Genomic DNA, 13,234 nt, shown 5'->3' with positions numbered 1-13,234 from the left:
AGTTTTATTCGTCATTTATGCGTGAACAACCAGATTGCTGAGCCATTGACCACTACTTTATATGCCCTAAGCATTTTGAAGCGTCTTTAATGTCGCAAAAACGCTGATTAGCACCAGCTATCAACATAGTTTAAACAGTGCTCTGTAGTAAGTTGCGCTATGATATTAGCGTCTGTTTTTATAATACCAATGCGTGAGGGCCTAAACTTGCTGCGCTGTATATATGGTTGGTGCTTGACTGTATTATGCTTGCTGTATGGCGATGGAAATATTTAATTAGAGTGATATCAGGATAAGATTAAATGAGGTTGCTATGAGCACAAAACAAATGTCGTTGAAAGAGCTTACCTTGCTAAGGTCGCAAGACAAGAGTTTCCTGATAGTTAAGTTATTTGCAGTTCTCACGTTAATAGGGGTGAGTGTGCCACCCGCGAATGCTGCAGCTTTGATATATGACACTGATTATCTGGATTATTCTTTGCCAGACACGGTCACCAGTGAATGTTTAAACAAAGGCAATTGCCCTGAGATTGATATTCAATATCTAAAAACCAATCATGATTGGATGAATCAAGTCGTCAATGAGGTGATTGATGGCATAGCGATGGGTGGCATTGATATGAGCGCGTCTGCACACGATAGTGAAAAGGAGACTGTCACCACTCAGGAGGTAACTGCTGCTCTTGATAAGTTCGCTCAGTCGCAGCTTACTGAACTGCCAGCAGACAGTAGCCTAAATTATAGCTTGAGCGCCGCGCCAAAATATTGGGGTCATATCGGCGACTTTGAGCTATTTGAAGTCACTTCCTACGTGTATTGGGGCGGCGCGCACGGTATGCCTTACTCAGAGTACGTGGTATTAGACAGTAAGACCAAGCGGCGATTAGGTCTAGGCGATTTATTAATCGCTAAAGAAAAGCCGAAGTTTGAGGCGCTAGCTTATGATGCCTATAAGCAATGGGTCACTCAGTTTAATGAAGATATCGAAGCTTACGAGAAGTCATGGCCTTTTTTCCTCAGTAGTAATGTCTCATTAACTGATAAGGGGATGGTACTCAAATATCAGGCCTATGACATTGCTCCCTATGCCTATGGCTTGCCTGAGTTGGTTATTCCTTATAACAAGCTAGGTGATATAGTTCGACCGCAATATTTAGCTCAGGTGCACTAAGACCCTTGAGTGAAATTTTAGTAGATTTTGCTACTGTCTTTGAGGTGTGCTATAAATTTTAAAGGCTGTCAATTAGACAATATCGACAAGTATAAAGAGGTAACGCTATAGATACCGACCGATTATAAATTTGATTGGTACATTTATTAAATACAGCTATACAGCTTTCAATAAAAGGAGATGTTAGATGGGTGATCCAGTGGACAATGAAGCACTACAGTCAGAAAACAATACGGTTCAGTGGCAGCTAAATGCCCTTACCGAAGCGTTAGGCGACCTCACCCTGACTGTGGAAGACAGCTTATCTATTGGCCGTGGTCAAGATAACGATGTGGTGCTTGGTAGCAAACAAATATCGCGTAATCATGCCTTGCTTAGTATCTTGAATGGCAAACTTTATATCAAAGATTTAGGCTCATCCAATGGCACATTTATTAACGATGAGCAGATTGAACCTAGCAAGTCCAAACTATTAACTACTCAAGATACAGTCAGTTTTGCAGCGTTTAGTTTTGAAGTTGTTGAAGTGCCGCTAGTGGCCAGTAGCCAACCTGTGGTGCAGGCCGACCCAGCAGAGATCAGCAGTCATAGCGCTACTGATAGTGACGCGCTGCGTCCCGTGCTAGAAGATGAGGCTGTAAAACCCGATGAAGCTTCTATAAGCACTAAAACGACTGCTGCGGAGTCGGCGCTGTCAGAGCCAGTATTGACAACCGAATCAGCAGTAGCTTCTGAGGCGCAGCCAGTAAAAGCTGATGCCACCGCGAGTGATAGTAGTCTAACTAAAACGCCTAGCAAAGTCGCGGATAGATCTGAGGATTTAGAGTCTGTTCTACCGCCTGAGATTAGCCAAAATGACAATAAGGGCAGCGTGGATGAGGCTCCAGTCGTCCAGCAGCCAGTGCAACCGTTACAACCTAGCCCTGAGCCAGAAGCCAAACCAGAACCTAATAAGCCTACAGAACCAGCGACGCACAAAGATAATATAGAGACTGCGCCGACGACTAGTAATCCGCCAATGGAGAAGACGATGCCAAATAAAGCCCCGCATGATAAAACCACTGATACAGAGCTACAGCAAGAGGCTGATCCTGAGGTATTAAAAGCCAAGCAGGCTGCCTCGGCACAGTTCTCAGGAACAGCAAATTTAGATCAAAAGCCTGATGTAGGTACTCAAGGTAATAATGCAGTGGATCAGGCCGCGACTAACCCTGCTACTCATCCTGATGCGACTAAGAAATCCAGTGGTAGTTGGTTTATTTGGCTATTTATTGGTTTGATTATTCTCGGTATTATTCTGTGGATGTTTAATATGGGCAATGCGTAGCTTATCTTCGTGTCGCCTACCATTGATGATGCCAATACTTGCTTAATACCTTTAATTTGTCTCAAAGTTAAGAGTAGTGGGCGTTTAGCAGGTATTGGCAAGGTCAAAAATCTTAGAGAATTGATGGCTATTTGAATTAATTTAAAAAAAATTGCAGTTAGGGGTTGCGTTTTAAAATATATTTGATAGAATACTCCCCACTTTGAAGGAACAAGCCGACTTAGCTCAGTTGGTAGAGCAACTGACTTGTAATCAGTAGGTCGCCAGTTCGATCCCGGCAGTCGGCACCATTCCTCAAAGTAACTTTTATTGTGTTATGTTTTATAATTCTATAAAAGCGAATGTTTATTCAGACCAGACCAACTGAATGATAACAACATTCACATCTTAGGTGGGGTTGGGGAGCGGTCAAACCCAGCAGACTGTAAATCTGCCGCGAAAGCTTCGAAGGTTCGAATCCTTCCCCCACCACCATTTTCTTTGTCACTATCTTAACTGTCTAACGGAGAGTCTAAAATAGTCGCCAAAGCTGCAGAACCCAAGTATCCAAGTATCATTGCGGGTGTCGTATAATGGTATTACCCTAGCCTTCCAAGCTAGAGACGCGGGTTCGATTCCCGCCACCCGCTCCATTATTATAAAAACCACTATCTATTATTAAGATAGCTGGTGATTTTATGATGATGAGAAGTACAACTATCATACTCTTTATGCTCATATAGCTCAGCGGTAGAGCACTCCCTTGGTAAGGGAGAGGTCTCGAGTTCAATTCTCGATATGAGCTCCAATTTTTAGAGTTGATTCATGTTAAAACTATTATAAGGTGACACATTAGTGTTGCCTTTTAGTGCTGTCAGCGGATTATTAAGTAGTGATAGCAATTGATATTAGCAATTGTTAGCCCTTATTAATTTTGTAGTATAAGAGTCATGTTCTAGCGTTTATTGGTCGCACTCATGATTTATAGTACTTATGATTCATAGTAACTGTAATTAGCAACTGTAGTCAGTAGTTGCCATCAGTCACTTGATCAACAGCCATTTTATTTATAAATGATTGATAATGATATTTATTATAAATAAATCAGTACAATCAATAAGTAAACTTGCAAGAGTTTAGTTAAGTCAATAAAGTAATATATTGTCTACTATAAGCAGTTGCCGTGCAGTGATTGAGAAATTGTGGATCGCCGAATTAACAGCTTTATAGAATAAATTCTTCTAAACTTTTAATAACAAGAGGATACACCCATGGCAAAGGCCAAGTTTGAACGAAACAAACCACACGTCAACGTTGGTACTATCGGTCACGTTGACCACGGTAAAACCACACTAACGGCTGCGATTGCAACCGTAGCGGCAAAAACTTCTGGCGGCGAAGCCAAAGACTACGCGTCTATTGACTCAGCACCTGAAGAAAAAGCCCGTGGTATTACCATCAACACCTCACACATTGAGTATGACACTGAATCACGTCACTACGCTCACGTTGACTGCCCAGGCCATGCTGACTATGTTAAAAACATGATCACCGGTGCAGCGCAGATGGACGGCGCTATTCTAGTAGTGTCAGCTACTGATGGCCCAATGCCACAAACTCGTGAGCACATCTTGCTATCACGTCAGGTTGGCGTACCATACATCATCGTCTTCATGAACAAATGTGACATGGTTGATGACGAAGAGCTACTAGAGCTAGTAGAAATGGAAGTACGTGAGCTACTATCAGACTACGACTTCCCAGGTGATGACACCCCTATCATCAAAGGTTCAGCCCTTGAAGCCCTAAACGGCAACGACGGCAAATACGGTGAGCCAGCGGTAATCGAACTACTAGAAACCCTAGACAGCTACATCCCAGAGCCAGAGCGTGACGTAGACAAGCCATTCTTGATGCCTATCGAAGACGTATTCTCAATCTCTGGTCGTGGTACTGTTGTAACTGGCCGTGTTGAGTCTGGTATCGTTAAAGTTGGTGACGAGATCGAAATCGTTGGTATCCGTGACACGCAAAAAACCACGTGTACTGGTATCGAGATGTTCCGTAAGCTTCTAGACGAAGGTCGTGCGGGCGAAAACTGTGGTGTACTACTACGTGGTACTAAGCGTGAAGACGTTCAGCGTGGTCAAGTATTGGCTAAGCCAGGTTCAATCACCCCGCATACTAAGTTTGACGCTGAAGTATACGTACTATCAAAAGAAGAAGGTGGTCGTCACACCCCATTCCTAAACGGCTATCGTCCACAGTTCTACTTCCGTACCACTGACGTAACTGGTGCAATCCAGCTACAAGAAGGTACTGAAATGGTAATGCCAGGTGATAACGTTGAGATGAGCGTAGAGCTTATCCACCCAATCGCTATGGACAAAGGTCTTCGCTTCGCTATTCGTGAAGGTGGCCGAACTGTAGGTGCTGGTGTAGTATCAACTGTTAAGGACTAATCTGCTTATTCATTTAAGTAGCTATGATTGAATAGCTATAATAAATGACTAGCATTAGTACTAAAAACCGTTCTCTTTGAGGACGGTTTTTTTATAGATACAGTTAATTTTAATAGTGAGTCGATTGTAGAGTACGATAAAATAAATTATTTTTATGATTAATGGCGCGGCTATGGATTCAGAAGTTTATATTAAGCATTACGCTCAGGTGGACAGTCATATATTGACTGTGGACTTGCCGCAATCACAAATAGTGGGTGATGTGCTCCAAGCTGTAGCAGAGATAGAGGCTATCGTTCAGCCTTATGATGCTTGGGACAGACAGAGTATAAAGGATCTATTGTCTCAAAAGATTAATCAATTATTGATTGCTATTAAAGCAGGTCGCATCGTTGGCTATTGTCTCTATCAAGTGGTCTTTGAGCAAGCAGAGGTCTTACGTATTGCTACCCACCCCGACTATCAGCGTCAAGGTATCGCTGCTGGTATGTTAGATGACTTATTCCGGCATCTTGAGGTGCAATTAGCCACATCAATATTGTTAGAGGTCAGAGCCGATAATACGCCTGCAATTGAGCTTTATCAGCGTCACGGGTTTGCCACTATTCATCAGCGCCAAGGTTATTATCGCTATGCCAATCAGTCACCAGTCGATGCGCTTATTATGCAGAGGCTTATTTTGAGCTAATGGTAAGCGAGCCTCAATAGCTAGGATAAACACAGGTAAGTAACGGGCCGGCTAAGTAACCGTTAGTCGAAGTGACTGTTAATCGAAGTGATGATGAGACATATTGCCCTTAGTAGGGAGGGTCAGAGTAGGAGAAGGTCTTGAGTCAATGTGCTTAGTGCAGATCGGCTAGACTACGAGAATAAAAACTACTTTTTACTGCTGGTCTTATGTATTGAGGCGTTGATTTCGGAAGGGGAAGGGCAGTCGCTACGGCGAATCATCTGATAGTTGTCAGATTTCATTTGCTTTAGCCTTATCAGCCGTTCATTAAGCTGGCCAATGACGGTAGTCAAAGTGAGCTGTTGGCGCTTTGCCTGTTCAAGTTTTGCACTGATAGCTTGAATCTGCTCATCGATATCTAGCGTTCCATCGTAATAGTCATTTAAGCCATTTTTAATCTCATTTAATTTAAAGCCGATGGTCTGAGCGCCTTTAATTAGCTCAATTCGCTCTATACACTCAGGGTGATATTCGGTATACAGTCGTGAGCCTGCTTGCCGCTTACGCGACTTAAGTAGCCCCAGCTCATCGTAGTGCCGAATGGTATCTTTGGTAGTATTAGCCGCTCGAGCCAGCTGCCCAATTAATAGGTAATGGATATCTGAATTCATTGTTGCCCTTTAAGATATTGTTGCCTGTTATTGAGATACCGTTTGAGCCGTTATAGCAGACTTAATCTATGACGGATTATAGTACCAATTTGACTCGGTAAGTAATTGATGACTGGTAAATGGCTCGAAGTTAGCTGCTTGCCAAGAGATGGTTTGCTGGCGGATCAAGCGTGGTAGAATAGCTAAAAACTGCGAGCGAGCCAAAGTTTTGGCTCCTAAGCTTAGCAGATGCGGATTGGGCAGCTGACAGTCTATTAATGGCATTCTACTATAAGCACACAATCGCATGAGCGCCCAAAAAGCCACTTTTGAGGCATCGGTGACAGTATGAAACATCGACTCACCAAAGTATATTTGTCCTATTTTTAAACCATACAACCCACCGATCAAATGTCTATTAGGATAGCAGCTGTCCGTAGAGTCCATAGTATCATCTTGCCAGACCTCAATACTGTGAGCAAATCCCAGTTGGTGAAGCTTTAAATAGGCCTCAATCATCTCCTCATGGATCCAAGTGTCCTGCGCGTAGCTTCTTGGTAGACTACAAGCGTGGATGACATCTTCAAACGCGCGATTTAAAGTAATGTACCAGCCAGCACGCTTGGCGGTTCGCCGTAGCGACTTGCTTGGTTTGTAATCGCTAGGGGTGATAACGCAGCGCGGCTCAGGACACCACCAGGCGATAGGCTCATCTTCATTAAACCAAGGAAATAGACCATGGGTATAAGCGGATATTAAGGTGGCAGGGGCCAGATCTGCTCCCATAGCGACCAGACCCGTACCGGAGGGGTCACTTTGAATCGGGTCGGGGAAGTCGTAGTCGTTACTGGAGAGTAACTGGGCAAGCTTCGTCATAAGGTAGCTCAACAAATAAAGGCTGCCAAAATGGCACTGGCAGCCTCAAGGGACTATTTGATACGATCAGAGCAGTATGTCGCTACTATAGAGTAGCTTATAACCAGTATCTTAGCCATGACCTTAGCTCAACTATTGAGCCTCAGAGCCAACGGCTGCATCTGCCGTCAAGGTTGAGGCATAGGCATGATCGGAGGCGTCAACAGCACCAATAGTATCAAGGTATTTTTCAGCGTCTAAAGCTGCCATACAGCCTGTACCGGCGGAAGTAATGGCTTGGCGATAGACATGGTCAGCGACGTCACCGCAAGCAAATACTCCCTCAATGCTGGTCTGGGTAGCGTTACCTGCTAGGCCACTGTTGACCACTATATAGCCATTTTGCATATTGAGCTGCTCAGCGAACAGATCCGTATTAGGCTTATGACCAATAGCGACGAACATACCGTGGACATCGATCTGCTTGCTACTGCCATCTTGGGTAGACTCGACGATAATGCCATTGACGCCCATATCATCCCCAACGACTTCTTTTACCGTGTAGTTCCACTCGATAGTAACGTTGCCGTTTTTGGCTTTTTCAAACAATTTATCCTGAAGTATCTTCTCTGAGCGTAAGCTATCACGGCGATGAATCAGGATGACTTCTTCAGCGATATTGGACAGGTACAGTGCCTCTTCGACCGCGGTATTGCCGCCACCGATGACGGCGACTTTTTGATCTTTATAAAAGAAACCATCACAGGTCGCACAGGCAGAGACGCCCAAGCCTTTGAATTTTTCTTCAGACTCCAGACCAAGATATTGCGCTGAAGCGCCAGTCGCGATAATCAGGGCATCACAAGTATAGCTCCCATTATCGCCTTGTAGCTTAAATGGACGCTCGGTCAAAGTGACACTGTTGATATGGTCGTAGACCAGCTCAGTGCCAAAGCGCTCAGCATGTGCCTTCATGCGCTCCATAAGATCTGGACCTGTCAGTCCATGTGCGTCGCCTGGCCAGTTGTCAACTTCAGTCGTGGTGGTCAGCTGACCGCCAACTTGCAGCCCAGTGATGATTACAGGGTTGAGATTAGCGCGAGCGGCATAGACGGCAGCGGCGTAACCGGCAGGACCGGAGCCTAATATAATGAGTTTTTCGTGACGAGTAGCAGCAGTACTATCAGACATAAGTTATCCTTGTTTTTCTAAATAAAATATACGTTAACTATCCAAACCTGAAATAGAGGTTATAAGATACTAAGGCATCATAACAATTAAGATGCCATCTAGATGAGTAGATCATAATTTGTGATACTACCATAAGGGTAGTCGATGTAAATCACAAGTTAGATTAAGTCATTATTGGTATGAATAGAATTTATAGTCTGTTTTGCTGGTTACAGTCACTATTTAGTACAGCTATCTGGCCGCTCAATTGGCAGTGCTCAATTGACAATAGTGTCGTAGCTTAGATGACTAAGCCTCAAGAGAATTTAGCGCAATTAGCAGCTATCGAGTTAGCTATGCTACCTTAGTATTTGCTACTATAGAGGGTTATGATTACCGCTAAGCGCGGGCTAATTATCTAGCGTCGTTAAGTGGAGCAATACTTAGCGTCAATATATATTATTGACGCTGATCGATACTACTTAATGCTGACTTCTACCTTACCAATCTTTTTGATTAGTTCACAATACCAGTTCGACAATTAAAGGTGACCATTCGTGACATTTACACAGATTATAGAGTATGTCAAAAGAGGACTATTTACCCTATTGGGGTTATTTTTGGCATTGTATCTGTTTGTGATATTGCTGACATATTCAGCAAACGACCCGAGTTGGTCGCACATCAGTAGCGATATGACGACCGTCAATAATATGGGCGGTGCTATGGGTGCTTGGCTGGCCGATCTGCTCTATGTCTTTTTTGGCTGGGGCGCTTGGTGGCTGTTCGCTATTTTAATATATGAGTCTGTGCTGCTCTGGTGGCAGAGCAAGCCGATATTCGGTCTATTGCGTCTTGTCGCCTACATATTCTTGTTGCTTGCTGGTAGTGCGCTGTTTGCTCAGATCATGACTTTATTGCCCAGCAGCCCTGATGCTACTGTAGAGGCAGTGAAGGTAGGGGGTATGGGCGGCGGTATCGTCGGGACAGAGCTTGCCACAAGATTGTCATTTCTAATGACAGCCTTTGGCAGTCTATTCTTCTTAATCGTATTTGTGCTAATCACGGCTACTTTTGCCTTTAATATCCATTGGCTAGCGTTATATAGCGGCGTCAGAGATAGAGCATGGCTTGGCTCGGGTGTTAAAAATGATAAGTCAAGTGCGACTCGGGGCTTATATGAGGCGGACTTAGTAGAGCCGGATTATGCTGAAGATCATACTGAGGGCTTATATGGCTTTGAGGAGTTTGAGCAAGAAGGAGAGCCACTTACCGATGAGCAGCACGAGTTTGGTCAATTGCCACTTCGCGCGCGTCCTCCCATCATTGATGAGTTATCGGCTTCCTCTAAAGAAGCTTCTGTAACATCAGGTCAACTTAAGGAAGATAGTCAATCTAGTCTGAGTAACGTCCTCAGTGAGTTTTTGGTAAAGTCTGGACTAGGGGCGAGCCTGCAACAGCAGCTTCAAGCTGAACAAAGTGCGCAAGCGCAAGATAGCGCTGAGGAGCGTACCGGTACTACGTCAGATAATACTGCTGCCACTACCTCTATGGCTGCACATACAGCACCATCAGTAGGGGCTAACAAAGATAAGGTTGAGCCAAGCTTTGAGTGGAATAACGATAATGCGGTCTCTTCTTTATTAGAGCCAGAAGTATCAGGACCAACAGCGACGCCTGCCGTTAGCGCCAGTCAAAGCGTAGCACAGTCTAATCAACAGGCAACAGCTCTAAAAGCGACATCAGCGCAAGTGACGACCATATCACCTAGTCATCTCGATCCTATAATAGAAGAGTCTAAGGGCAGCGACTCGATCAGTGCTAATGATGTAGCGTCTGAAAAGGTGGTATCGTCGCATCAGACAGATAGCTTGGTCGCTACGAAGGTGGCTAGTACTGCTACTGATCACTCTGCTAATGACAGTGCACTTCAGGCCAACTCTACCTCGCCACATACTGCCAGTATCGATGGTGATATCAGTGTCGATAAGCTAGCGGATTCTTGGTTAGCTGGTACGGAGTCTGAGGTATTGACAGCCGACTGGGAAGCCGATAAACCAAAGCTTGCTATCGCTGCTGCTAATAGTCAAGAGACAGCAAATAGCGTGGATAATTTATCAGAAGATTTGCTAGACAGTCGCACCGCAGTCACTGAACAGTCGCAGCCAGTATCGCCAGCAATAAAGGGTGCAACTGTCGCTACTGATTCTAATCATGGGGCTAATATGGCCACAAGTACTGTCAGCGAACCTCACAAAGCAGCAGCTATAAGCCCTAGTCTGGAGTCAGAGCTAGATTTAACGCCGACCAATACACCGCCTGCCAATCCTAAAGAGCCACCCAAGGCTGAAGACGTGGCTGTTAATCCACAAGCGCCTGTTAATTCACAAGCGCTTGGCAATACAGCGGCGGCTACAGCAACAGGTAAGCCGAATATCGGCTTTGCGGTCCCTGACGGTGATGCTAGCAACCATATTGAAGACATGGTACCGGATACTGATGAGTACACTGCTGCGCCAACGCTGCCAGCAATTGAGGATGATGCCGCTTATGCAAGTCGCTCACGCGCTATGCAGACGGCAAAGTACCGTGAGAGCCTTACCCCAATCCCTGAGCTGTCTATCCTTGATAAGCCAGATCCGGATCGTAAGCCGAGCTATACCGAGGCTGAACTTGAGCAACTCTCAGAGCTGCTTGAGATCAAGCTACAAGACTTCAATGTCAAAGCAGAAGTCAAAAATGCCATTCCAGGACCTGTCGTTACTCGCTTTGAGGTGGAGTTGGCTCCGGGGGTAAAAGCCAGCAAGGTCACTGGTATCTCGCGCGATCTGGCGCGATCCTTATCCATGGCGTCGCTTCGAGTGGTCGAGGTGATCCCTGGTAAGCCATATATCGGTATCGAAGTACCCAATAAAAAACGCGAGATGGTACGCCTGATAGAGCTATTGACCACCGAAAAGTACCAAGATCCCAAAGCGCAAATCAGTATGGCGATGGGTAAAGACATTGGTGGTAACCCGATCATCACTGACCTTGCGCGCGCGCCGCATATGTTAGTCGCGGGAACCACAGGCTCTGGTAAGTCAGTACTGGTCAACTCGATGCTATTGTCGATGCTGCTTAAATACAAGCCTAATGAGCTGCGCCTTATCTTGATCGATCCTAAGCAGCTTGAGCTGGCTAACTATAATGACATTCCGCATCTATTGACGCCTGTCGTTACTGATATGAATGAAGCGGCCAGCAGCCTGTCTTGGTGCGTGGCAGAGATGGAGCGTCGCTATCAGCTAATGAGTCTGCTGAAGGTTCGTAAATTGGGTGAGTTCAACAAAAAAGTCATCGCTGCTGAGAAGGCAGGTAGACCAATTATTGATCCGCTATGGCGACCGAACGATAGCGTGAGTATGGACAAAGCGCCTAAACTTAAAACACTGCCTATGATTGTCATCGTCGCCGATGAGTTTGCTGATATGATCATGCAAGTTGGTAAGCAAGCCGAAGAGCTGATTACGCGTCTCGCCCAGAAGTCCCGAGCGGCAGGTATTCATTTGATGCTCGCCACCCAGCGGCCTTCAGTAGACGTCATCACCGGTCTGATTAAGGCGAACATTCCAGTTCGGGCAGCACTTCGCGTTAACTCAAAGGTTGATTCGCGAACGATTTTGGATGCAGGCGGTGCAGAAGATATGCTAGGCAACGGTGACATGCTGTTCCTCGGTCCAGGTCAGATTGAGCCAGATCGTGTGCATGGTGCCTACGTTAGTGACGAAGAGGTCAACCGTGTCTGTGACGCGTGGCGTGAGCGCGGTGCTCCTGACTACATTGATAACATGGCCAGCAACTTTGAGCTAACAAGCCCAAGTAGCAGCAGCGGTAATACTTCAGGCGAAGATGACAACTTGTATGATGAAGCCGTCGCCTTCGTCATGGAGACGCGCAAAGTCTCTGCCTCTAGTATTCAGCGCAAATTCAGCATTGGCTATAACCGTGCAGCGCGTATTGTCGACTCGATGGAGGAGGCTGGACTGGTCAGCGCCATGGGCAAAAGTGGTAAGCGTGAGCTGTTGATGTAGGGTGTAGCTGCTTATGTGAATAAATTTATTACAATAATGATGTCAAAAAAAGTAGCCCTCTATCTTTTGATAAAGGGCTACTTTTTTTGACTGGTAATTGCTATTTATAGCAGCGGTACAAGTTAGCGCGCTTTAAAGGCAAGAACGCCAGTAAGCTGCAACGTTTGTGCTTGGCTGTCCGTTAAAGTATAGGGTTTTTTAGTGCCTGCACCAATAATATAAAAACCGTCTTGCGGTTGACGTAGGGTAATAATCGCTAGACCTTTGGCGTCAGTAGTAACGTTATCAAGATCGCCTACTTGGTCTTCAAATTCTGCCTTCGCAAGAGGTCTACCGTCCATGGTGACTAGGAGGGGTAAGTTATCCCCAGGTCTCAGTGCCAGTGGGTTGGTTAAAGGCGTGACCTCAATTTTCATCCCGACAGGTCGACTATAAGCCTTATTCCATTGGTAGATGCTCTTGCCAAGCTTATAGATATGACGGCTGTCAAAAATAGTACCGGCGACTTCATTACGCGCTTTTGGATAGTGATTATCTGCGGTAAAAGTATAGTAGCCAAAGTCATATTCACTCGTTAGCATGTCGGGCCTTTGGCCATTAGCTACCTCAATACTGCCTTTGGCAAAGTCATAGCCCACTTTAATAGGATTGCCATTTTTATAACCACGAACGCCAATGACCTTGTTATTTTGTATGCTTTCCCAGTGGTCGTCAGCCCAAAATTTTAATTCATAACCGTTTTGACTTTGTGCAGGGAACATAAGGTGAGCATTGGCCGTGGCGCTCATGCCTAAGAGCGCCATGAAAATTATTTTTTTCATAAAATCCTTTGATTTATAGATATTAATATTTTGCAGGGAGGTGAACTTCTGTGGCT

Annotated in this window: 9 protein-coding genes and 4 tRNA genes; 9 read left to right on the top strand and 4 right to left on the bottom strand. The window is 45.2% G+C overall.

Annotated elements, in window-relative coordinates; translation table 11 throughout:
* Nucleotides 1-313 precede the first annotated feature (313 nt).
* The 8 genes from EGV92_RS05515 to rimI all read left to right on the top strand — a co-directional run bounded on the left by EGV92_RS05515 (nt 314) and on the right by rimI (nt 5,627).
* Nucleotides 314-1,171, top strand: coding sequence for an RsiV family protein (locus tag EGV92_RS05515; RefSeq protein WP_131668241.1), 858 nt, complete (start codon nt 314-316; stop codon nt 1,169-1,171).
* 187 nt (nt 1,172-1,358) lie between these two features.
* Nucleotides 1,359-2,498 carry an FHA domain-containing protein gene (locus EGV92_RS05510; RefSeq protein ID WP_131668240.1) on the top strand — a complete coding sequence of 380 codons (1,140 nt, stop codon included), beginning with the start codon at nt 1,359-1,361 and terminating at the stop codon, nt 2,496-2,498.
* A gap of 214 nt (nt 2,499-2,712) precedes the next feature.
* Nucleotides 2,713-2,788: transfer RNA gene (locus EGV92_RS05505), tRNA-Thr, on the top strand.
* A gap of 100 nt (nt 2,789-2,888) precedes the next feature.
* Nucleotides 2,889-2,972: transfer RNA gene (locus EGV92_RS05500), tRNA-Tyr, on the top strand.
* An 84-nt stretch (nt 2,973-3,056) separates the two neighbouring features.
* Nucleotides 3,057-3,130, top strand: a tRNA-Gly gene (locus EGV92_RS05495).
* An 80-nt stretch (nt 3,131-3,210) separates the two neighbouring features.
* A tRNA-Thr gene (locus EGV92_RS05490) sits at nt 3,211-3,285 on the top strand.
* A 463-nt stretch (nt 3,286-3,748) separates the two neighbouring features.
* Nucleotides 3,749-4,939 (top strand): elongation factor Tu, encoded by a 1,191-nt coding sequence (tuf, locus tag EGV92_RS05485; protein ID WP_131667949.1) that lies wholly within the window; start codon nt 3,749-3,751, stop codon nt 4,937-4,939.
* A 172-nt stretch (nt 4,940-5,111) separates the two neighbouring features.
* Nucleotides 5,112-5,627, top strand: a complete 516-nt coding sequence (gene rimI, locus EGV92_RS05480; RefSeq protein WP_131668239.1) for a ribosomal protein S18-alanine N-acetyltransferase — start codon at nt 5,112-5,114, stop codon at nt 5,625-5,627.
* 188 nt (nt 5,628-5,815) lie between these two features.
* Here rimI and EGV92_RS05475 read toward each other — a convergent pair whose 3' ends face one another.
* The 3 genes from EGV92_RS05475 to trxB all read right to left on the bottom strand — a co-directional run bounded on the left by EGV92_RS05475 (nt 5,816) and on the right by trxB (nt 8,305).
* Entirely contained in the window at nt 5,816-6,280 is a 465-nt protein-coding gene (locus EGV92_RS05475; protein WP_131668238.1) for a MerR family transcriptional regulator, read from the bottom strand.
* Nucleotides 6,281-6,346: 66 nt separating this feature from the next.
* A complete protein-coding gene (gene aat, locus EGV92_RS05470; RefSeq protein ID WP_131668237.1) occupies nt 6,347-7,135 on the bottom strand; it encodes a leucyl/phenylalanyl-tRNA--protein transferase in 789 nt (262 codons plus the stop codon).
* A gap of 132 nt (nt 7,136-7,267) precedes the next feature.
* Nucleotides 7,268-8,305 carry a thioredoxin-disulfide reductase gene (trxB, locus tag EGV92_RS05465; protein WP_131668236.1) on the bottom strand — a complete coding sequence of 346 codons (1,038 nt, stop codon included), beginning with the start codon at nt 8,303-8,305 and terminating at the stop codon, nt 7,268-7,270.
* A 536-nt stretch (nt 8,306-8,841) separates the two neighbouring features.
* On the opposite strand from trxB, the gene EGV92_RS05460 reads away from it, so the two are divergent.
* Nucleotides 8,842-12,357, top strand: a complete 3,516-nt coding sequence (locus EGV92_RS05460; RefSeq protein WP_131668235.1) for a DNA translocase FtsK — start codon at nt 8,842-8,844, stop codon at nt 12,355-12,357.
* A gap of 122 nt (nt 12,358-12,479) precedes the next feature.
* On the opposite strand, the gene EGV92_RS05455 is transcribed toward EGV92_RS05460, so the two are convergent.
* Nucleotides 12,480-13,178 (bottom strand): DUF4198 domain-containing protein, encoded by a 699-nt coding sequence (locus EGV92_RS05455; RefSeq protein WP_131668234.1) that lies wholly within the window; start codon nt 13,176-13,178, stop codon nt 12,480-12,482.
* Between the last annotated feature and the right edge of the window lie 56 nt (nt 13,179-13,234).

Source organism: Psychrobacter pygoscelis (assembly GCF_004335015.1).
In the GTDB taxonomy this organism is placed as follows: Bacteria; Pseudomonadota; Gammaproteobacteria; order Pseudomonadales; family Moraxellaceae; genus Psychrobacter; species Psychrobacter pygoscelis.
The sequence above is the reverse complement of the archived record's forward strand: the minus strand, read 5'-3'. Positions and strand labels throughout refer to the sequence as shown.

What these genes read in the sequence shown, in the direction of transcription:
- EGV92_RS05515 (WP_131668241.1), top strand. Translation starts at nt 314, where the DNA reads ATGAGCACAAAACAAATGTCGTTGAAAGAGCTTACCTTGCTAAGGTCG.
- trxB (WP_131668236.1), bottom strand. Translation starts at nt 8,305, where the DNA reads ATGTCTGATAGTACTGCTGCTACTCGTCACGAAAAACTCATTATATTA.
- aat (WP_131668237.1), bottom strand. Translation starts at nt 7,135, where the DNA reads ATGACGAAGCTTGCCCAGTTACTCTCCAGTAACGACTACGACTTCCCC.
- tuf (WP_131667949.1), top strand. Translation starts at nt 3,749, where the DNA reads ATGGCAAAGGCCAAGTTTGAACGAAACAAACCACACGTCAACGTTGGT.
- rimI (WP_131668239.1), top strand. Translation starts at nt 5,112, where the DNA reads ATGGATTCAGAAGTTTATATTAAGCATTACGCTCAGGTGGACAGTCAT.
- EGV92_RS05510 (WP_131668240.1), top strand. Translation starts at nt 1,359, where the DNA reads ATGGGTGATCCAGTGGACAATGAAGCACTACAGTCAGAAAACAATACG.
- EGV92_RS05455 (WP_131668234.1), bottom strand. Translation starts at nt 13,178, where the DNA reads ATGAAAAAAATAATTTTCATGGCGCTCTTAGGCATGAGCGCCACGGCC.
- EGV92_RS05475 (WP_131668238.1), bottom strand. Translation starts at nt 6,280, where the DNA reads ATGAATTCAGATATCCATTACCTATTAATTGGGCAGCTGGCTCGAGCG.